General features: G+C 46.6%; 22 protein-coding genes (1 of these 22 running past the window's edge). 16 read left to right on the forward strand and 6 right to left on the reverse strand.

The features are described from left to right. Nucleotides 1-90 precede the first annotated feature (90 nt). From rhuM to FIM25_RS11470, 4 genes are all read left to right on the forward strand, one after another. A complete protein-coding gene (rhuM, locus tag FIM25_RS11460; RefSeq protein ID WP_218961399.1) occupies nt 91-480 on the forward strand; it encodes a RhuM family protein in 390 nt (129 codons plus the stop codon). 60 nt (nt 481-540) lie between these two features. Next, entirely contained in the window at nt 541-714 is a 174-nt protein-coding gene (locus FIM25_RS17100; protein ID WP_179953314.1) for a hypothetical protein, read from the forward strand. A gap of 282 nt (nt 715-996) precedes the next feature. Further along, the gene (tnpA, locus tag FIM25_RS11465) at nt 997-1,389 is read left to right on the forward strand and encodes an IS200/IS605 family transposase (RefSeq protein WP_139449417.1); all 393 of its coding nucleotides are present in this window, start codon (nt 997-999) and stop codon (nt 1,387-1,389) included. After that, the gene (locus tag FIM25_RS11470) at nt 1,386-2,891 is read left to right on the forward strand and encodes a zinc ribbon domain-containing protein (protein ID WP_139449419.1); all 1,506 of its coding nucleotides are present in this window, start codon (nt 1,386-1,388) and stop codon (nt 2,889-2,891) included. The genes tnpA and FIM25_RS11470 overlap by 4 nt, the downstream gene beginning before the upstream one ends. Before the next feature lie 12 nt (nt 2,892-2,903). Here the strand turns inward: FIM25_RS11470 and FIM25_RS11475 are convergent, their stop codons facing one another. Continuing rightward, entirely contained in the window at nt 2,904-3,101 is a 198-nt protein-coding gene (locus FIM25_RS11475) for a hypothetical protein (protein ID WP_425456383.1), read from the reverse strand. Nucleotides 3,102-3,813: 712 nt separating this feature from the next. On the opposite strand from FIM25_RS11475, the gene FIM25_RS11480 reads away from it, so the two are divergent. From FIM25_RS11480 to FIM25_RS11515, 8 genes are all read left to right on the forward strand, one after another. Then, nucleotides 3,814-4,413: an RsbRD N-terminal domain-containing protein gene (locus FIM25_RS11480; protein ID WP_139449423.1), complete on the forward strand. Its 600-nt coding sequence runs from the start codon at nt 3,814-3,816 to the stop codon at nt 4,411-4,413. A gap of 265 nt (nt 4,414-4,678) precedes the next feature. Beyond that, on the forward strand, nt 4,679-5,671 hold the full coding sequence (gene dsrM, locus FIM25_RS11485; RefSeq protein WP_139449425.1) for a sulfate reduction electron transfer complex DsrMKJOP subunit DsrM: 993 nt from the start codon (nt 4,679-4,681) through the stop codon (nt 5,669-5,671). 3 nt (nt 5,672-5,674) lie between these two features. Next, entirely contained in the window at nt 5,675-7,291 is a 1,617-nt protein-coding gene (dsrK, locus tag FIM25_RS11490; protein WP_139449426.1) for a sulfate reduction electron transfer complex DsrMKJOP subunit DsrK, read from the forward strand. Continuing rightward, the gene (gene dsrJ / locus FIM25_RS11495) at nt 7,284-7,685 is read left to right on the forward strand and encodes a sulfate reduction electron transfer complex DsrMKJOP subunit DsrJ (protein ID WP_139449429.1); all 402 of its coding nucleotides are present in this window, start codon (nt 7,284-7,286) and stop codon (nt 7,683-7,685) included. The genes dsrK and dsrJ overlap by 8 nt, the downstream gene beginning before the upstream one ends. Further along, nucleotides 7,685-8,479 carry a sulfate reduction electron transfer complex DsrMKJOP subunit DsrO gene (dsrO, locus tag FIM25_RS11500; protein ID WP_139449432.1) on the forward strand — a complete coding sequence of 265 codons (795 nt, stop codon included), beginning with the start codon at nt 7,685-7,687 and terminating at the stop codon, nt 8,477-8,479. Before dsrJ ends, dsrO begins: the two co-directional genes overlap by 1 nt. 7 nt (nt 8,480-8,486) lie before the next feature. Beyond that, nucleotides 8,487-9,647 (forward strand): sulfate reduction electron transfer complex DsrMKJOP subunit DsrP, encoded by a 1,161-nt coding sequence (dsrP, locus tag FIM25_RS11505; protein WP_139449434.1) that lies wholly within the window; start codon nt 8,487-8,489, stop codon nt 9,645-9,647. A gap of 229 nt (nt 9,648-9,876) precedes the next feature. Next, a complete protein-coding gene (locus tag FIM25_RS11510) occupies nt 9,877-10,032 on the forward strand; it encodes a rubredoxin (protein ID WP_139449436.1) in 156 nt (51 codons plus the stop codon). Nucleotides 10,033-10,206: 174 nt separating this feature from the next. Further along, a complete protein-coding gene (locus tag FIM25_RS11515) occupies nt 10,207-10,686 on the forward strand; it encodes an FKBP-type peptidyl-prolyl cis-trans isomerase (RefSeq protein ID WP_218961401.1) in 480 nt (159 codons plus the stop codon). A 68-nt stretch (nt 10,687-10,754) separates the two neighbouring features. On the opposite strand, the gene lpxC is transcribed toward FIM25_RS11515, so the two are convergent. Beyond that, nucleotides 10,755-11,627 (reverse strand): UDP-3-O-acyl-N-acetylglucosamine deacetylase, encoded by an 873-nt coding sequence (lpxC, locus tag FIM25_RS11520; protein WP_139449438.1) that lies wholly within the window; start codon nt 11,625-11,627, stop codon nt 10,755-10,757. 120 nt (nt 11,628-11,747) lie between these two features. Here lpxC and FIM25_RS11525 point away from each other — a divergent pair, with 120 nt between their 5' ends. The 4 genes from FIM25_RS11525 to FIM25_RS11535 all read left to right on the forward strand — a co-directional run bounded on the left by FIM25_RS11525 (nt 11,748) and on the right by FIM25_RS11535 (nt 15,888). Next, entirely contained in the window at nt 11,748-13,274 is a 1,527-nt protein-coding gene (locus tag FIM25_RS11525) for a YifB family Mg chelatase-like AAA ATPase (RefSeq protein WP_139449441.1), read from the forward strand. Nucleotides 13,275-13,675: 401 nt separating this feature from the next. Then, on the forward strand, nt 13,676-13,861 hold the full coding sequence (locus tag FIM25_RS17105) for a hypothetical protein (protein ID WP_179953322.1): 186 nt from the start codon (nt 13,676-13,678) through the stop codon (nt 13,859-13,861). Nucleotides 13,862-14,105: 244 nt separating this feature from the next. After that, nucleotides 14,106-14,381 carry a hypothetical protein gene (locus tag FIM25_RS11530; RefSeq protein ID WP_139449444.1) on the forward strand — a complete coding sequence of 92 codons (276 nt, stop codon included), beginning with the start codon at nt 14,106-14,108 and terminating at the stop codon, nt 14,379-14,381. Nucleotides 14,382-14,724: 343 nt separating this feature from the next. Then, nucleotides 14,725-15,888: an iron-containing alcohol dehydrogenase gene (locus tag FIM25_RS11535; protein ID WP_139449446.1), complete on the forward strand. Its 1,164-nt coding sequence runs from the start codon at nt 14,725-14,727 to the stop codon at nt 15,886-15,888. Here FIM25_RS11535 and FIM25_RS11540 read toward each other — a convergent pair. The 4 genes from FIM25_RS11540 to FIM25_RS11555 all read right to left on the reverse strand — a co-directional run. Next, on the reverse strand, nt 15,860-16,432 hold the full coding sequence (locus FIM25_RS11540; protein ID WP_139449448.1) for a GNAT family N-acetyltransferase: 573 nt from the start codon (nt 16,430-16,432) through the stop codon (nt 15,860-15,862). The two genes, FIM25_RS11535 and FIM25_RS11540, sit on opposite strands and share 29 nt — an antisense overlap. Further along, a complete protein-coding gene (locus FIM25_RS11545; protein WP_139449451.1) occupies nt 16,429-17,028 on the reverse strand; it encodes a DsbA family oxidoreductase in 600 nt (199 codons plus the stop codon). Before FIM25_RS11545 ends, FIM25_RS11540 begins: the two co-directional genes overlap by 4 nt. Before the next feature lie 35 nt (nt 17,029-17,063). After that, nucleotides 17,064-17,528: a hypothetical protein gene (locus FIM25_RS11550; RefSeq protein WP_139449453.1), complete on the reverse strand. Its 465-nt coding sequence runs from the start codon at nt 17,526-17,528 to the stop codon at nt 17,064-17,066. 139 nt (nt 17,529-17,667) lie between these two features. Next, nucleotides 17,668-18,860 carry the 3' portion of a chemotaxis protein CheB gene (locus tag FIM25_RS11555; RefSeq protein ID WP_139449455.1) on the reverse strand. 2,140 nt of this gene lie beyond the right edge of the window, so the window shows 1,193 of its 3,333 coding nt (coding positions 2,141-3,333); its start codon lies beyond the right edge, outside the window; it ends in the stop codon at nt 17,668-17,670.

The following is an 18,860-nucleotide window of genomic DNA, read 5'->3' on the forward strand; positions in this document are numbered from 1 at the left end:
AAGGTGCCCGGACTGTTTGCAGGTGCAGTGTAGAGTCTCACTTAAATATCCACCTTTTGGGCAAAATATTCTCAAGTTATTTTACCTTCCGTGAGAATCACCATTCCAAGTATTGGTAGAAAAATCGGAATTTCCGATTTTTCTACCAAGCCCTTTGCCGGCATGACCAACTTCAAAGGAACGCAGCCCACACAGGCCGAAGCAATGATCGCCAAAAACTACCTTTCTGAACAGGAACTGCGCGTACTCAATAACCTCGTATCCGCCTACTTCGACTTGGCAGAACTGAACGCCATCGAAGAAAGGGAAATGCGGATGGCAGATTTCGTCCGTGAGTTAGACAATATCCTCTCCTCCGCCGGTCTAAAACTCCTCGATACCGCCGGTTCTATTTCACACGCTCAGGCAGAAGAGAAGGCCAAAGTGGAATACAAGAAGTACAAAGCAAAACACTGGAACAGGTCGAAACCGACTACCTGAAAACAATCACCGCCTTGGAACAGCAGGCTAAAAAGAGAGCCGGAAAAAGCGGGGTGAAGCATGAACCATCAGAACTTTATGGAAAGGCTGCTGGATGGGGTTACGGTGGTACCGGAATCTTCCATCCATATTGTTAAGAAAAAATCCCTTTGTCAGCGTCATGATGTCTGCTGTTGTGACGTTGCGGTACAAAGGGATTTTTTTTCAGCCTTTTCTGGCAAAGCACTGCAGTAAGCCCCCATGGTTTTAGCCATGGGAGGTTTAGATGTATTTGATAAAGGGTCGAAAAGACCTTTTTTATTGTTGAAAAAATGTGGATAAGTTTTCCTTCGGCCAGTTTTTACCGAATCAGGATGGCGGTGAGAAGTCTTTAGTGTTTTTGAAGGGCTGCTACGGGGTTATGAACATTTACCGAAAGTCGCCGTAAAGCCCCTGGCTTTAGCCATGGGGATATAAGGCGACGGTTTTGAATTGATTTGTATTGAAATATACAGCTTCTTGATATATAAATCAGGTATGAAATATAAAAACAATAACAATGTCGTATACTCCTGTAAATACCATGTAATATGGTGTCCAAAATATAGAAGACAAGTATTGACAGGAGCCGTTGCTGAACGGCTCAAAGATCTTATAAATCAAGTTGCTTCTGAGCGTCAATCTGAGGTCATTGAACTGGAAATTATGCCGGATCATGTGCATCTGCTGATAGAAGTTGATCCCCAATATGGCATTCACAGGTTGGTAAAGCAGCTTAAAGGTTATTCATCAAGGATACTACGCAAGGAATTTTCAACTATAAAGTCCCGCCTGCCAACTCTCTGGACAAACAGTTATTTTGTGGCAACGGTAGGAGGTGCGCCTCTTTCCATAATTAAACAGTACATCGAGGAACAGAAGAACCGATGACTGAAACTTTCATACATGAGATACCGCTGATAACAACACCCCATGACGAGGCAGTGCTTGATGTGCGTCTGGATGCGGGAAGGAACCTGTACAACGCCTGCTTGCGTGAGTCCTTGCGCAGGCTGGATCTCATGCGTGAATCAAAGATGTTTCAGGCTGCGCGCAAAACTCCCAAAAGTAAAGAAAGAACTGCCCTATTCAATGAGTGCAATAACAGGTTTGATTTTAAAGAATACAGCATTCATGCCTTTGCAGCAAAAACCTGTAAAGCCTGCTGGCTTGGGGATCACCTTGATGCATTCACAATCCAGAAGACAGCCTCAAGAGCGTTTAATGCCGTAAAAGAATATGCCTTTGGTGGACGGGGAAGACCCCGTTTCAAAAGATACGGTTGGTTCACCTCCATTGAAGGCAAAAGCAATGCTTCGGGTATTCGATGGAGGAAGGGACGTGTTCTCTGGAACGGTCTTGATATAGCTCCAAGGTTTGATCTTAAGGATAAACATGGTGTCGAGGCTCATGCCCTTTCATGCCGGGTTAAATATCTGCGTCTTGTAAAACGGACCATCAAAGGTAAAATCTGCTGGTTTGTTCAGCTTGTTCTTGAGGGAAAACCCCATCAAAAGAGAAAAAATGAGATTTCAGAGGATATATGCGGTCTGGATATTGGCCCTTCAACCATTGCCATTGTCGGCAAAAAAGATGCTGTTCTGACGCAATTTTGTGATGAAGTCGTCCAGCCATGGAAAGAAATCAGACGCAAACAGCGAGCCCAGGACAGAAGCCGCAGGACAAGCAATCCCGATAACTACAATGAGGATGGAACCGTAAAAAAAGGCTCACGGAAATGGCACCGCTCAAACCGATACAAAAAACGCCAAAAACAGATTGCTGAATGTCAAAGAAAACTGGCTGCAACCAGAAAAAAACAGCATGGAGAGCTTTGCAACAAAATTCTAAGCCTTGGCAAAAATGTAAAGACGGAACAATTATCTTATAAATCCTTCCAGAAAAACTATGGCCGCAGTGTTTCAGTGCGTGGTCCAGGAATGTTTGTCAGTGAAATAACCCGCAAAGCTGCAAATGCTGGCGGTGGTGTTGAGCTGATAAATACCCGGACAACCCGCCTTTCCCAAACCTGTATCTGCGGCACTGACAAGAAAAAATCCCTTAGCCAGCGTCATCATATTTGCAGTTGTGGTGTAASGGCTCAAAGRGATCTATTCTCGGCTTTTTTGGCAAAACATTGTAGCAACAACACCCTTGGCATCCATCAGGCGAATAAAGACTGGTCGGCTGCGGAACCGCTGCTGCGACGGGCGATGTCAAGGGTAASWGAAACAGCAAATCGGAGGTCTGTGCCTTCGAGCTTCGGTATCCGGAGACAGAGCTGTTCGTCCGTCAAAGACAGATCGGAATGTATCGAGGTCGTGGATGCTGTAGCCGCAAGGCGAGAGCCACGAAGAGATGCAGCCTTTGCTGTCAGAACCCCCTGGCTTTAGCCATGGGGAGGTTCAGTTGTTGATAAGCCTTTGATAACGGGTAAACAAGCGCCTGTTTACCGTTGAAAACCTGTCGAAATCTCCCAGAATTTCCAGCCCCGGAACAAGGCTTCTCACCACGGGAATAGGCAGATCCCTGCGGGTCAGTTCCACATGAACCGGTGTAAAACCATTGGCCAGCAGGCAGCGCTCCAATTTGTTCATATCTATGGCCGTATGAAAAAAATCTTCAGTATCCGGAACATTAGGTGAGGCATGGTAAGGGTGGGATTTCTTATATTCCTACTGATGTTTTCGAAAGATCAGCAGCTCTGATTTTTGGATCGGGCAGGATCTAAGAAAAGAGTTTTCTGCTCTTTGCTGAAACAAGCGCACAGGTTCGATGAAAGAAGTTCTGGAACAGCTTCGGGTCGGAAGTAAGCTGTTGCAGCCCTGATTGTCTTAAGTTGAATTTAAAAATGAATCATTGTTTTTTATCCTTTTATTGCTTGTTATTATTTTTTTTCAGATATGTTAAGGCTGTGTCTGTAAGGTTTTTGAAAGGGCTTAAATGTTTTTTGACTCCCATGATTTTTTATTGTTTAACAGAAAGAATGGGCCTGTCCTTCCTGAAACCCATAGTGTTTTACCTGAATAGTGGGAATAAAAAGCCTTTGTGAAAAATAATGTAAAGAAAGCCGGACATGCTGGGTGGATACTTGATTTTTATCAAGATATGGTATGTTGTGCTAATAATTTACACTTATAGTGTGTTCTGTGATGATCATGTTTCTGTAGGGTGATAAGTCCTTATTTTTGCTTTTATTCTTGACATATAAAGGAGGCATCGAGTATAAGTCGCCATTCATGATGATAAGTCATTCAGTAACCGGATCAGGGGGGACTGCAAAACCCTATTTAAATTGCAGGGCAGGGGAGAAGGATGGAATTTAAAGCTTTGTTTGGAAACAGCAGGGAAAAAATGGCGGAACGTTGGATAACGCTTGTAGCCGGAACCTATCCTGCCAGGCGCAGCCAGTCATTTTTTCTCAATGAAAAAGATCCTTTTGCCAATCCCGTCGGACATACTCTTCGTACAGTTCTTCCGGAAGTACTCAAGGGTCTTGTGGAAGGGCTTGGGGATGAGGAACTTGAAAAACTTCTGGACCCCCTCATCCGTATCCGTGCAGTACAGGAGTTTACGCCTAAAGAAGCGGTGACCTTTGTTTTTTATCTCAAAGATCTTGCCCGTGAAGCATTGGGCTCAAAAATACTGGAAGATAAAAAAAATCAGTCCTTGCTCTATGCCTTTGACAAGAGGGTGGATGATCTTTCCCTGATAGCCTTCAGTCTTTACATGGCCTGCAGGGAACAGATATGGTCCTTTAAATCCCGTCATGTGGTGGAAAGGAGCATTAATCTTCTGGAAAAGGCGGACATTCTCTGTGAGGTGGAAAATCTGGGGGTGGATATTCTTCCCCAGCGGATTTTCAGGAAAATGCAGAAGGATGCAGCAGAAAAAAAAGAAGCCATAACTAACTGAGAAGGTGTTGTATTATCAGCTTTTTTTATCCTCAGGGTAAATTTTCAGTCCGTATGAATGGGCAGAATCTTTTTTCTTAAGAACAGATTTAAAGATTCTTAGCATTGTAAATACGGATTTTCTTTACTAAGGAAAGTCCTGTTTATAGGGGTTAATGGCAGCGGTAATGGGCTAGAGTCGCCGGGTTATCGCTGTCGGCAGAATCAATTTTGGACCGGAGTTAACTCCGGATCGGTGTTTCTTGCCGAAGAGAGAGGTAGTGTCCATGAATCAACACCTGCTTTATTCCCTTGCGGCGGTACTGGTTCTCGGTTTGATCGGCTATGCCGGTGGAAGCGGGATGCCCTATCTGTTTGGGGTCATCATACCCTATGCCGCCATGGTGCTGTTTTTTGCAGGGTTCGCCATGCGGATGCTGGGATGGGTAAAATCCCCTGTCCCCTTCCGCATTCCGACCACCTGCGGGCAGCAGCAATCTTTTTCCTGGATCCAGCACTCCAAGTACGACAATCCCTCGAATAAGAGGGATGTTCTTGTGCGCATGCTGCTGGAAATCTTTCTTTTCCGGTCTCTTTTCCGCAATACGAAAAACGAGATCCGTGAAGGAAAGGTCGTTTATAACCTGGAAATCTGGCTTTGGCTTTTCGGCCTGATTTTCCACTATTCCTTCCTTGTGGTTCTGGTAAGGCATCTTCGCTTTTTCCTGGAGCCCATCCCCGCCCTTCTCAAGGTGGTGGAAATGCTGGATGGCATTCTGCAGATCGGGCTTCCCGGTATCATGCTTTCCGGCTTCATGCTTCTGGGTGCGGCCCTGTTCCTTTTTGCCCGCCGTATCCTTATTCCCCAGGTACGCTACATTTCCCTTACAGCGGATTATTTTCCGGTTCTGCTGATTGCTTCCATTGCAGGTACAGGGATACTGATGCGTTATGTTGCCAAGGTGGATATTTTCACGGTGAAGCAGATGACCATGAGCCTTGCCACCTTCAGCCCTGTGGTGCCTGAAGGTATAGGTGGTCTTTTCTATGCCCACTTTTTCCTTGTTTGCGTATTGTTTGCTTATTTTCCCTTCTCAAAACTGATGCACTCCGGCGGTATTTTCCTGAGCCCCACAAGGAATATGGCAAACAACAGCCGGGCCGTACGTCATATTAATCCCTGGAATCCCAAGCTGAAGTTCGTTACCTATGCGGATTATGAGGACGAATTCAGAGAGAAGATGATCGAGGCCGGCCTGCCGGTGGAAAAGAAGGAGTAAACCATGGTCGATATTCCCAATGCGGATGAATTGATCCAGATAGACAGGACACCGGGTAAAGAGAGCTGGATGGACGTTCCACCGGATCTCTCCGAAGGAAGGTTCTGTTACCCGGCCAAGCCGAAGACTCTGGAATATCTCGGGCTTCCCAATGCAAGGGTCTGGAGCCCGTCAGATGAAGACTGGCAACTGCCGCCGGACTGGCAGAAAATCATCCATGAAGGTTTCAAGGAGAGACTGGATAAATACCGCTCCCTGAAGGTATTCATGGATATCTGTGTCCGCTGTGGTGCCTGTGCCGATAAATGTCATTACTACATCGGTTCCGGTGATCCCAAAAACATGCCCGTACTCAGGGCGGAGCTGCTGCGCTCCATCTACCGCAATGATTTTACCATGGCAGGTAAGATACTGGGACGCATTGCAGGAGCCAGAAAACTCACCCCTCAGGTGATTAAAGAGTGGTTCAGTTATTTCTATCAGTGTACGGAATGCCGCCGCTGCTCCGTGTATTGCCCCTACGGCATTGACACGGCAGAAATTACCATGATGGCCCGTGAGCTTCTGAACCTTCTTGGTCTGAATATCAACTGGATCAAGGATCCCGTGGCCAACTGTTCCCGTACGGGTAACCATCTGGGGATTCAGCCCCAGAACATGGTTGAAATCATTGATTTCTTCTGTGATGACATTGAGGAAATAACCGGTGTCAGGCCCAACCCGACCTTTAACCGTAAAGGTGCTGAAGTTCTTTTCATCACGCCTTCCGGTGATGCCTTTGCCGATCCCGGTACCTATACCTATATGGGGTATCTGATGCTGTTTGAGGCCATTGGTCTTGATTATACCATCAGCACCTATGCTTCCGAGGGTGGTAACTTCGGTCTGTTCACATCTTCAGACATGATGAAAAAGATCAATGCCAAAATGTACCACGAGGCAGAGCGTCTGGGTGTAAAGTGGATTCTTGGTGGTGAATGTGGTCATATGTGGCGGGTTATCAATCAGTATATGGATACCATGAATGGTCCCACGGGTCCGAAAATGGAGATTCCCAAATCTCCGATTACGGGTACGGTGTTTAAGAATGCCGCATCCACAAAAATGGTTCATATTGCTGAGTTCACTGCAGACCTGATCCGTAATGGCAAGCTGAACCTGAAGCCCGGCCGTAACGATCATCTCAAGGTTACTTACCATGATTCCTGCAACCCGGCCCGTGCCATGGGTATGCTGGATGAGCCCCGTTATGTACTGCAGAATGTATGCAATAACTTCTATGAAATGCCCGAAAACACCATTCGGGAGCAAACCTTCTGCTGTGGTTCCGGTTCCGGTCTGAACACCGAGGAAATTATGGAACTCCGTATGCGTGGTGGGCTGCCAAGGGCCAATGCTGTCAAGCATGTCCATGATAAATACGGTGTCAATATGCTGTCATGTGTCTGCGCCATCGACCGTGCTGTTCTGCCTCCTCTCATGGATTACTGGGTGCCTGGCGTTTCTGTCACCGGTCTGCATGAACTGGTGGGTAATGCCCTGGTTCTGGACGGAGAGCATGAAAGGGAAACCAACCTGCGTTTTGAACCTTTAGAGAATGCGGAGGGCGCAGATGAGTGATAAATTGAAAGTCCTTGCGGGACTTCTTGTGCTGGCGGTGCTGATTACGCTGCCCTTCTGGCTGAATGCCGGTAAGTCCGGTGCTGCCCCGGAGATTGTCATTGCCGAAGCAGCCAAAAAAGCCGGAAACTGCGTGGAATCCAAGGAATGGATGGCTGCCAACCACATGGCTCTTCTTGATAAGTGGCGGGATGTGGTGGTACGTGAAGGCAAGCATGTCTATGTGAGTGAAAGCGGACAGGAGTTCAATATGAGTCTTTCTTCCGGGGAAAACTCCTGCCTCGGTTGCCATACCTCCACTGCTGAATTCTGTGACAGCTGTCATGATTATACAGGTGTGGGTACACTCTACTGCTGGGAATGCCACATAGACCCGTCAAAGGAGAATAAGTGATGAAGGAAAGCAGACGCAAGTTTCTGAAAATTGCCGGTGTCTCTGCCATCGGTATAGGAACGGGTTCTGTGCTGACTGCCTTTGCCTCTTCGGGTTCGAAGGAAGAAAAGGCTGCACAAGCCGCAGGAGCCAGGTTTAAGCATCGGTCGGAAAGTCTCAAGGCTGGCCATTGGGGCATGGTGATTGATACCCGTAAGATTGATGCGGATCTTGCGGCAAAAATTCAGGAGACCTGTCACAGCATACATAATGTTCCCGGCATTGAAGGGAAGCAGGAGCTGAAGTGGATCTGGCCTTCGACATTCAAGCATGTTTTTCCCATGCAGGAAGCCCGTTACCTTTCCGATCAGCTTAAAAATGCTCCCATCCTTGCCCTGTGCAATCATTGTGAGAATCCTCCATGTGTGCGGGTATGTCCCACCAAGGCCACTTTCCAGCGGGAAGATGGCATTATCATGATGGATTTTCACCGTTGCATCGGCTGCCGTTTCTGTATGGCTGGCTGTCCTTACGGAGCCAGAAGTTTTAATTTCCGGGATCCAAAGCCTTTTATCAAGGAAATGGACCCCATGTATCCCCATCGTATGATCGGGGTTGTGGAAAAATGCAACTTCTGCGATGAGCGCCTGGCCAGAGGCCAGATGCCTGCCTGCGTGGAAGTGTCCAAAGGCGCTATTCTTTTCGGTGACCTGGATGATCCCGACTCCAATGTCCGTAAGGCCCTCAGAGCCAATACCACCATCCGACGGAAGCCAAGTCTGGGTACAAGCCCTTCCGTCTATTACATAGTGTGAGGTGACCATGCTGGAAAAAGCGATCAAAGGAAGCAGCAAGTACTGGATATGGATCGCCTCCCTGCTGCTGATCATCGGGGTGGCGGGACTTGCCTGGATGAAGCAGCTGGATCAGGGTCTTGTCATCACAGGTATGAGCCGTGATGTGACCTGGGGCTTCTATATTGCCCAGTTTACTTTCCTTGTGGGTGTTGCCGCAGGGGGGGTTATGCTGGTGCTTCCCTATTATCTTCACGATTATAAGGCCTTTGGCAGGATTACCGTTCTCGGTGAGTTTCTGGCCATTGCCTCCATTGTCATGTGTCTGCTTTTCATTATTGCAGACATGGGTTTTCCTTCCCGTCTGATGAACGTAATCATTTATGCCAGTCCGGATTCCATGCTTTTCTGGGATATGATTGTTCTCAACGGTTATCTTTTCCTTAACATTCTTGTGGGATGGAATGTGCTTGAGGCGGAACGCAATGGTGTTCCTGCCAAAAAGTGGGTGAAAATTTTAGCTCTTATTTCCATTCCCTGGGCCTTTGGTATCCATACGGTTACGGCTTATCTGTACTGTGGTCTGCCCGGAAGGGGCTTCTGGCTTTCTGCCATTATTGCTCCCCGCTTCCTGGCTTCCGCCTTTGCAGCAGGTCCGGCCTTCCTGATTATTCTGGCCACCATTCTTAAGAAAACCACTGGTTTTGACTCCGGTGATAAAGCCCTGCGGACTCTTTCCAAGATTGTCTGCTATGCCCTTATTGCCAATGTGTTTTTCTTTATCTGTGAAGTATTTGTGGTCTTCTACAGCCAGAATCCTGAGCATATGGATCACTTCATTTATCTGTTCTGGGGAACGGGGAATCTGGTACCCTTCATGTGGGCATCCATGATTCTTATGGTTACCGGGATTGTTCTGCTTCTGATACCAAAATACAGAAACAACCTTTCTCTGCTGCCATGGATCTGTGGTATTGTTTTCATCGGTACCTGGCTTGATAAGGGACTTGGTTTTGTAACGGGAGGTTTTGTTCCCAACCCCCTGCATGAGTACACAGAATATGCGCCAACGGCTCTTGAGCTTGTGATCAGCATGGGCATTTTTGCCACAGGCTTTCTGGTTCTGACCCTGCTCTTCAAAATGGTTGTAGGTATTAAGCAGGAAACAGGGGATACAACACCCCACTGATTTCCTGTGAGCTTTTGCCTAAAGGATGTATGAAGTAAGCTGTTGTCTGAATTATAAAGGGAGGACTGCCTGTTGCGGTCCTCCTTTTTTCTTTGGAGAATTGAATTTTCTGCTGCAGCTGCATAATATGCTTCCGTTTTGTTTGACGCTGAGGTTTTTCATGCTTGTGCATGGATCTTTCCTGTGTCAGAATGCGAAGCAGAAATTTCACATAAAGGAGGGCTTTGAAATGGATAAGTATGAATGTCCCTGTGGTTATGTGTATGATCCTGCGGAAGGAGATCCGGACAATGGTATCCCTGCAGGAACGTCTTTTGCGGATCTTCCGGAAGACTGGCTGTGCCCGGTCTGCGATTCGGAAAAGGAGTTTTTTGAAAAGGTCTGAGCGCCAGTGATGCAGAAGGAACAGAAGGTTTTTATCTGGAAGCAGGGATTTGACCGGAGAGGAAATATATTTTCGGTGTAATTGAATAGTGTTTCAGGAAAACAATTGTTCCATCACACAGTATTCTTATCTGCCTCAGGTGGATAAAGATGAACAGAAAAGGGAGGTATCCGGTTGACCCCTCCCTTTTTTTATTATCCCCGTCAGCCGGAAATGGATGTTTTGATGCGTAAGGTGGAAAAAGGCGATCAGGTTCAGGTGCACTATACGGGAACATTTCCGGAAGGTGAAATGTTTGATTCTTCAGAAGGTCGCGGACCCTTAAGCTTTGAAGTGGGCAGTGGTCAGATGATTCCCGGTTTTGATGCGGCTGTGCTTGGTATGGCCGTAGGAGAAAAGAAAAAGTTTACCCTGCCCCCTGAGGAAGCCTATGGCCCTCACAATCCCGAGCTTGTGGCTGTATACGAAAAAAGTCTTTTTCCTGAAGGTATGGAGCTTGAGGAAGGGATGATTCTTGAGAGCCGCATGGAAGACGGTACGGTTATTCCCATCCGTATTGCCGGTATTGATGGTGAGGATGTAACTGTGGATGCCAATTTTCCCATGGCCGGGAAAACACTGGTTTTTGATATTGAGCTGGTTGCCATCAGCTGAATACTTTTAAAATTGTTTTAAAAGATACTTAAAAAGGTTCCATTTTCTTTTTTGGGAATGGAACCTTTTTATGATTCGGAAGGAGTCATGGTTTCCCAGCATCTCCTGTTTTTAAAAAACTCTGTTATAAAATGATGGTTGAAAAGATGGCCGGATTTAATGGTTTTAATGTGGCCCCGTATGGGCATGCCAATGAGGGAAAAGTCTCCGATACAGTCCAGAAGCTTATGCCGGACGAATTCATCCGGAAATCGAAGGCCTTCTTCATTGATAATGCTGTCTCCACTGACAACCACAGCACTTTCCAGTGAGCCTCCCCTGCCAAGCCCCATCTGTTTCATGAATTCCACTTCATGGAGAAATCCGAAGGTTCTGGCTGGTGCAATTTTTGTAAGGAAGCTGTCATCATCCAGCAGGATGCTGATGGTTTGTCTGCCGATTAAAGGATTGGGAAATTCTATGGTGCAGGTGATACGGAAATCTTCATCGGGATAGACTCCTACAAACTTATCACCGTCAGCAATTTCAATGGGGTGGGTCACTATGAAGTGGGATCTCGGAGCGGCCTGTACAATAATACCGGCCTCTTTTATTTTCTGTGAAAAAACAGCAGCACTGCCATCCATGATGGGCATTTCGTAATTGTCCAGTTCTACGCGGGCATTGTCTATACCCATCCCGGCAAAACTTGCCATGAGATGTTCAATGGTGGAAACGATGATGCCGTTTTCTCCAATCACCGTAGCGAGGCTGGTATCCACAACCCGGCTGAAAAGGGCTGGAATTCCCTGGGTGCCGGGAAGATCTGTCCGGAAGAAGCGGATTCCGTGGTTTTCAGGCGCAGGTTTTATTGTAAGCGTGGCTTCTTTTCCGGAATGCACCCCTGTACCTGAACAGGATATGGGTGCAGCAAGGGTCTGTTGCTTAGATCGTAATGCCATAAAAAGTCCGTTTCCTGCCTTTTTTGTATATTGCATCCTCCTAGATGTCGGGCTATTAAAACAAAACTGTTTATGGAAATCCATATTTTTATTTAATCCGGTAAAAAGAAAGTTAAAAATATGCTTGCCAGAAGCTGCTGCGCTGCCGTTATCGGTGTTGATGCCATTGCCGTAACCGTAGAGGTGGATGTGGGAAGGGGACTTCCCGTATTTCAGATTGTGGGACTTCCGGAAACAGCGGTAAGGGAAAGCAGGGATCGTATTCGAACGGCATTGCGTAATGGTGGTTATGGTTTTCCCAAGGGGCGGATTACCGTAAACCTTTCTCCGGCGGATATCCGAAAGGAGGGTACGGGTTTTGACCTTGCCATTGCCCTCGGTATTCTTGCCGCATCCGGTTTTTTGCCCCCGGATGTTGTGGGTTCCCATCTGGCTTTGGGGGAACTGTCTCTGGATGGACGTGTGAATCCTGTACGCGGGGCTCTGGCCGTGGCTGCCCTTGCGGATGCTGCTCATATCCGGGGCCTTCTTGTTCCCCTTGCCAATGTGGCGGAAGCTGCGGCATCGGGAAGAATTCCTGCCTTTGGTATAAAAAATCTTGGAGAAGCCGTGGATCATCTGGCGGGACGGAAGCTTCTTGAGCCAAAGGAGCCCGTTGATTTTTCATGCCTCAATACTTCCGTATGGGATGCGGATTTAAAGGACGTCGCAGGTCAGGATCATGCCAAAAGAGCCCTTGAGGTTGCTGCTGCCGGCTCCCATAATCTTCTTATGAGTGGATCTCCCGGATCAGGCAAGACCATGCTGGCACGCCGCCTGCCTGGCATTCTGCCTCCCCTTTCCTTTGATGAAGCCCTGGAAACCAGCCGGATTTATTCAGCAGCAGGACTTCTGGATTCCAGCACTGGTCTTGTGGTGACAAGGCCCTTCAGGGCACCTCATCATACCATCAGTGATGCTGGTCTTGTGGGTGGCGGAAGTCATCCCCGGCCGGGAGAGATCAGTCTTGCCCATCAAGGAGTTTTGTTTCTGGATGAGTTTCCTGAATTCAGGAAAAGCCTGCTGGATATGCTGCGCCAGCCCCTGGAAGATCGTATGCTGATGGTTTCGAGAGCTTCCTGTACGGTTCGTTTTCCTGCATCAATAATGCTGGTGGCAGCCATGAATCCCTGTCCCTGCGGGTACGCCGATGAACCTGACGGCAGGTGCAGGTGTGCTCCATCGGCAGTGGATCGTTACCGGGGTAAAATATCAGGCCCTTTGATGGACAGAATGGATATACAGATAGAGGTTCCTTCCCTTGCGTATCAGGATTTTCGGCGTGCCGGAGAGGGGGAGTCATCCCTCAGGGTAAGGGAGCGGGTTGTAAGGGCAAGGGAAATACAGGCCCAGCGTTTTTCCGGCAGGCCATATTTGTGCAACGCCGCCATGGATGCTTCGGCAATAAGAGAGTTCTGCAGGACGGATTACGCAGGAGAAAAGCTTTTATCCTACGCAGCGGAAAGTCTGCGCCTGTCGGCCAGGGGAGTATCCCGGGTTCTTAAAATTGCCAGAACCATAGCAGATCTTGAACAATCTGAGGCTCTTATGGAAAGCCATCTGGCGGAGGCCGTACAATACAGGCGTTTTCGTCCGGACATTTCTTGAATAATCAGGAAAAAGCCCCATGAAAATAAGGGTATCATCCTATGTACACAAAACCATGTTTATGGGAATAAATAATCAACCTCTTCGGAAAAGGAGCGTTCCTCCACACGCTCCGGAAGATACTGAACCGGTCTCCCCCCTCCCACCCGGTACAGGTTCTTCTTGTAAGTCCCCAGTATTGGGCTTTCTGTCCGTGTGCAGCCCTTACAGACTTTTGCGGACAGAAAGTTCCAATGCCCCTTTATTTTCAGAGAATCTGACATCCCGCAGCATGGGAGGTGTCAGATTTTTTTTGTTTTTTTTTTAAAAAAGACAACAGATGTTTAATTTATTATTGATTCTTTGAATATGAGCTGCTAACAATCCTGACACTGTTTTAATAAAAGGAGCCGCAAACGGGGGTGCGGCGCATCAAAAACCTAAAGTATGGTGTGGAGGGCAACATGCTGGCAAGAAGAGGAGTGGAGGAAGAAGCACAGGTAAAAGAGAATCAGGATCATCAGAATGAATGTTACTGGAACTGGCTTGAATGTACGGAAAGGGCCATGGGAGAGGCTCTGCAGGACGCAAAAAAAAGGAAAAAATAGATTTTAATAATTCGACACAATCTGAATCCGTGGCATATTTTCTGATATGTACTGAAAGTAAAAAATGTTAATTTAGTGCCCTATGAACATGTATTAAAAGATGTTTTCAGTCTATATCAATTTGTTTGCCACGGATTCAGATAAAAATTAAAAAACGCTTTTGTTAAGTGGGTATTGCAAGGGAGAAGTGTTTCCGGTAAATCATATTCTGGGATTATAATTGTAGAACACCGGAGACATGGAAGTGATTTTTTATAAATATGCAACAATACAGTGCACGGACAGTGGGGTTTTTCTGTTCATGGACAATGAGATCGAAGTGCCAACCATGGGAAAATGTACATGGCTGCGGCAGTTTGATCCGGGACAACGTAATGAAGCGTTTTCATTTGCCATTCGCTGGACACTTGTAAAGGTTAGTGAAATAATTCTTTCCGTAAATGGTAAAAAGCAGGTAAGGCTTCTTTACATCCGTGATCCTGAAGATAAAACACGTCCATACAAAAGCCGTTTCTGGTAGATGATGCACTTTTTGTGCTGAGATATCAGTTAAGAAGAAAAAATTACCCGGAATTTCGAATGCCTTACAGCCTTACGGAATTTCGGGTTTTTTTATCTGTTTACTGGTGTCATTCAGCTATGCGAACCTTAATCTGGTAAAATTGTAAGGCCAGATTTTGTGTGGTTGCCAGTTTGAACCCGGAAAGGGTATATCTGCAAAAAAGAGGCGTAAATAACTTTTGTAGGGCAAGGTCTTATTCCTGCCTGAATCAAAAATCCGCTCGTATTATGGTCTGACAACAACCGGCTCAGCAAACTGTTGCTGAGTCAGGATAGTAATCAGAAATCAAAAAGGAGCACAGATGAAAAATTTTGAGTTTTGCAATCCCGTTCGTATTGTTTTTGGAAAGGGCAAAATTGCAGATCTGGATAGGCTTATACCGGAAAATGCTTTTGTGCTTGTCCTGACGGGTGGTGGATCCGTAAAAAACAACGGAGTTTTTGATCAGGTGACCATGGCCTTGAAATCCCGTAAATGGGAAGAATTTTCAGGCATAGAGGCTAATCCTGACTATGATACCTGTATGAAAGCTGTAGAAAGAATAAAAGAGAAAAAAATTGACTTTATCCTTGCCGTGGGAGGTGGCTCTGTCATTGATGCGGCAAAATTCATTGTGGCGGCAGCCTGTCATAATGGCAGTGATCCCTGGGATATTGTGACGGGTCAGGCAAAAATAAAAACAGCCCTTCCCTTTGGTTCTGTTCTTACTTTGGCAGCAACAGGTTCAGAAATGAACGCAGGATCTGTTATTTCAAGGCGTTCCATAGGAGCCAAACTTCCCTTTGCATCGGAAAAGGTTTTTCCACGTTTTTCCATTCTGGATCCGGAAACCACCTATTCCCTGCCTTCCCATGTCAGCGCCTGTGGTGTGGTGGATGCATGGGTCCATGTACTGGAACAGTATCTTTCCCATGCCATCCATGCTCCTTTGCAGGACAGACAGTCAGAGGCACTGCTCCTGACCCTCCTGGAGCAGGGGCCAAAGCTTATGGAAAATCCCAACGATTATGACGTGAGGGCGGATATAATGTGGTGTGCCACACAGGCCCTTAACGGACTCATTGGCTGTGGTGTTCCACAGGACTGGGCAACCCATATGATAGGTCATGAATTGACGGCAGCTTTCGGACTGGCCCATGCGGAATCTCTGGCCATTGTCCTTCCTGCCCTTTTGCGGGTGCGTAAAGAACATAAAAAAACCAAGCTTGAGCAGTATGGCCGCAGGGTTCTGGGAGTTGACGATGCAGGTGATCCGGCTGAAGCGGCAATTGTGGCAACGGAAGTATTTTTTAAAAGGATGGGACTTGGAGTGCGGCTTTCGGACTATGGCATTCCCCTGGAAGCTGTTTCTATGGTGGCGGATATTCTTGATCGTCGGGGATTCAGGCTGGGAGAGGACAGGGCTGTGGATGGGGCCATGGTGAGGAAAATTCTTGTTATGGCATCGGTTCCTGAAAATCTTTGAAATCGGATGCATTCCCATGGCAGATGTAACGATCAATGGCGGGTTTCATTGCCTCGGGTGCCAGTTTGATAAAACCGCATTTTTCAAGGATTCGGGAAGAAGCGAGATTACCTCTGGCTGTGTGGGCCCGCACATGGGTGACATGTGGATGGGAAAAGGCCCAGTCCAGAAGAGCCTGTACGGCTTCACTGGCAAGTCCTTTTTCCTGCCATGGCTGGAGCAGGGCATAGCCTAGTTCCACTCCGCCATTAATATCGGGTGGTTCCATGAACCCGCAGCTCATTATGAGTATATCTGTCTGAATTCTTTCGAGAATGCCATACCATAAAAACCATCCTGTTTTATCCGGATGGCTTGTTATCTTTTCCTGAAACCAGTGTTTCAGGGGAAAAAGGCTTGCAGGTGGCCATTTTTCAGGGATTTCAGCATTCAGGAGCCTGGAAAGTTTTTTGAAAGAAAGGTTTTCTGCTTCCAGCAGTATCGGGCAGACGGGTATAAGGCGCATTCTCCGAGTCTGGATTATATGGTCAGAAATGGATTTCACAGTGAAGCTGCCTGTTTTAAGAGAAACAGCATTTTTTCCTCCGAAGGAAGGCCTGCAAAGGGAGGATGTCCCGGAACCACAAAGCTTGGTGTAATGCGGATATTTCGTTCTGCAGCCTCAATGGCAGCAGTGCGGAGTCTTGATTCATAGATATGACTGTCAATGGCCTTATCCATGGCATCAGGATCAAGGCCTTGTTCTGCGGCAATCTTTCTGAGGATTTCAGGATCTCCTATGTTTTGATTTCTTGTAAAAAGTGCTTCAAATACGGCTGTATGAAAGATATCAAAACAACCTGCATCCCTTGCAAATTCTGCTGCACGTATAGCTCTTCCGGAGTTTACCATTCTTTTGGTTTCACAGAAATGGATACTGAAGGGAGCTGCCTTAAGGTTGATTTTACGGGTAAAGGCAGCTGTATCCAAGCCTGGATAAAAATCTGTTAAGGCAATACCATCATAAGGAATTTCCGGGTGCAGTTCAAAGGGGACCCATATGGTGGAAAAAGAAAGACCTTTTCCTGTTTTTTCCACCATAGCCTTTGCCAGATAGCAGTATGGGCAGGCAAAATCAGAAAAAATACGAAGACCAGCCATTCCCCCTCCTTATTAATCTCTTTTTAAAATTTAAATCAGGTCTCAGCTTCAGCTTCTGCCAGCAAGCTTGTTTTTAATGCAAAAAAACCGGTAGTCAGGATCATTATATTTACAGCATATCCGATCATGGCAGAGCAGAGTGTGATTATTATATTTAAAAAAGCGAAAAGAAACCATGAAAGTCCCTGAAGGGCATGGATTTCAATGGGATAGATATCAAAGGGTATCAGAAGGGCGGAAGGGAAAAAAAACAGGAAAAAAAGAAGATCTGCAGCCGTCAGCCCCATGGCTGCTTTGACAGCCCAGCTTTTCCGGTTCCACACAGCCCTCCAGAGAAAAAGAAAGGGCAGGGTGGTGATGACATGTTTTATGCCAAGCAGTGGTTCTTCTATGAGTGGATTGGCAAAGAGCCAGAAAAGGGCTTTCAGCATCAGCAGAAGCCCGAGTAGCCAGATGGAGGCAGGGTATTCGGGATAAAGCCTTGTCTGGGAAGGTTTCACAAAAAACTCCTTGCAGAAGAGTAAAGGGACTGTAAGAAAAGCCAAATTCCAATGGGTTCGGGTCTGGAAGCGGACCTTGTTCGGGAGCAACGATAAGCCCATTGAAGGTTCTTGTAAAGGATGTCCTGTTGGGATCTGTTCAGAGTGGGGCATTTTCTTTGTTGGGATTATGGCCTGTGGCCGTGATGTCTTCAAAAATGGTGTAAACCTGATCAGCTGTTTTATTTTCATTGCAGAAGATGGGAATTGCATCAACGCGTATTTTTTTAGTTTCTTTGGTTCTCGGGTTGAAAATCTGCATGATAAAATTTCTAACAGTTTTGCCAGTTCTAAGGGCTGTCATGGAAGGATGGTCCTGTTCTTCGAGGTTTTTCCCTTCTTCGTCCATGGCTTTCCATCTTTTATCTTTTGATGTGCGTCCCATAATTTCATCCCTTGTCAGTCCAAGGATATCAAGGGCTGCTGGATTGGCATCAATGATTTTTCCGTCCTTTTTCTGGTAAACTATACCTTTGTCCATGGTTTCAAATAGAAAATCATGGCGGGCTGCGGCCCGTTCAAGGTCTGCTGTCATTTGCCTGAACTCTGAAATATCCTGAAGAACACCGGTGATGCGGATGATGCGTTTGTGGTGATCGGATTCAGGATTTCCGATGCAGCGTAGCCATACAATTTTACTGTCAATGGTTTTTGCCATGAAAACAATATCAAAGGGGCTGCCTTTTTTCTCTGCATCTTCCATGGCCTGTTTCAGTGAGGATGTGCCCTTTGCATGCTGGATGCTCAGGAATGAATCAATTTTATTGGAGAATTCAGGTATATACTGGCGGATTTCATGGGAGGCATGAAACTCTTTATTTTGCGGCTCATAATACCAGCTTCCTATTCCGGCAATCTGCATAGTATCCCTGAGGGCTTCGTCCTGGTGCAGCATTTTTTTTCTGGCTTTCTGAAGCTCTGTTATGTCGATGAATGTCATGATAACACCGGAGTGTACCTTTGGTGAAACTCTGTAGGGAAGAATACGGGCAAGATAACTGTAGCCCTGCTCTGATTCAATCTCAAGCTCCATGGGTTTCCCCGTATCCTGAACCATACGCGCCGTTCTTGCAGGGTCAAAATCTTTTAGGCGGTGTGTAAGGTGAATAAGGGGTCTGCCAGTATCGCTTTCAAAGAGATTGAAAAGATGGGTGGTATGGGGAGAAAACTTTCGGATGCAGAGATTATCATCCAGAATGATTTTTCCTATCTGTGAGCTGGTTAAAAGGTTTTCCACATCATTATTTGCTTCTGTCAGCTCCATTATCTTGTTCTGATACTCAGAGTTTACCG

The sequence above is a fragment of the Desulfobotulus mexicanus genome (assembly GCF_006175995.1).
Taxonomy (GTDB): Bacteria; Desulfobacterota; Desulfobacteria; order Desulfobacterales; family ASO4-4; genus Desulfobotulus; species Desulfobotulus mexicanus.

Bases quoted from the DNA above. Each gene is read 5' to 3' on its own strand.
- FIM25_RS17100 (WP_179953314.1), top strand. From the start codon at position 541: ATGAACCATCAGAACTTTATGGAAAGGCTGCTGGATGGGGTTACGGTG.
- lpxC (WP_139449438.1), bottom strand. From the start codon at position 11,627: ATGGCATTACGATCTAAGCAACAGACCCTTGCTGCACCCATATCCTGT.
- dsrP (WP_139449434.1), top strand. From the start codon at position 8,487: ATGCTGGAAAAAGCGATCAAAGGAAGCAGCAAGTACTGGATATGGATC.
- FIM25_RS11480 (WP_139449423.1), top strand. From the start codon at position 3,814: ATGGAATTTAAAGCTTTGTTTGGAAACAGCAGGGAAAAAATGGCGGAA.
- dsrO (WP_139449432.1), top strand. From the start codon at position 7,685: ATGAAGGAAAGCAGACGCAAGTTTCTGAAAATTGCCGGTGTCTCTGCC.
- FIM25_RS11545 (WP_139449451.1), bottom strand. From the start codon at position 17,028: ATGGCTGGTCTTCGTATTTTTTCTGATTTTGCCTGCCCATACTGCTAT.
- dsrM (WP_139449425.1), top strand. From the start codon at position 4,679: ATGAATCAACACCTGCTTTATTCCCTTGCGGCGGTACTGGTTCTCGGT.
- tnpA (WP_139449417.1), top strand. From the start codon at position 997: ATGAAATATAAAAACAATAACAATGTCGTATACTCCTGTAAATACCAT.
- FIM25_RS11510 (WP_139449436.1), top strand. From the start codon at position 9,877: ATGGATAAGTATGAATGTCCCTGTGGTTATGTGTATGATCCTGCGGAA.
- dsrK (WP_139449426.1), top strand. From the start codon at position 5,675: ATGGTCGATATTCCCAATGCGGATGAATTGATCCAGATAGACAGGACA.
- dsrJ (WP_139449429.1), top strand. From the start codon at position 7,284: ATGAGTGATAAATTGAAAGTCCTTGCGGGACTTCTTGTGCTGGCGGTG.
- FIM25_RS11535 (WP_139449446.1), top strand. From the start codon at position 14,725: ATGAAAAATTTTGAGTTTTGCAATCCCGTTCGTATTGTTTTTGGAAAG.
- FIM25_RS11525 (WP_139449441.1), top strand. From the start codon at position 11,748: ATGCTTGCCAGAAGCTGCTGCGCTGCCGTTATCGGTGTTGATGCCATT.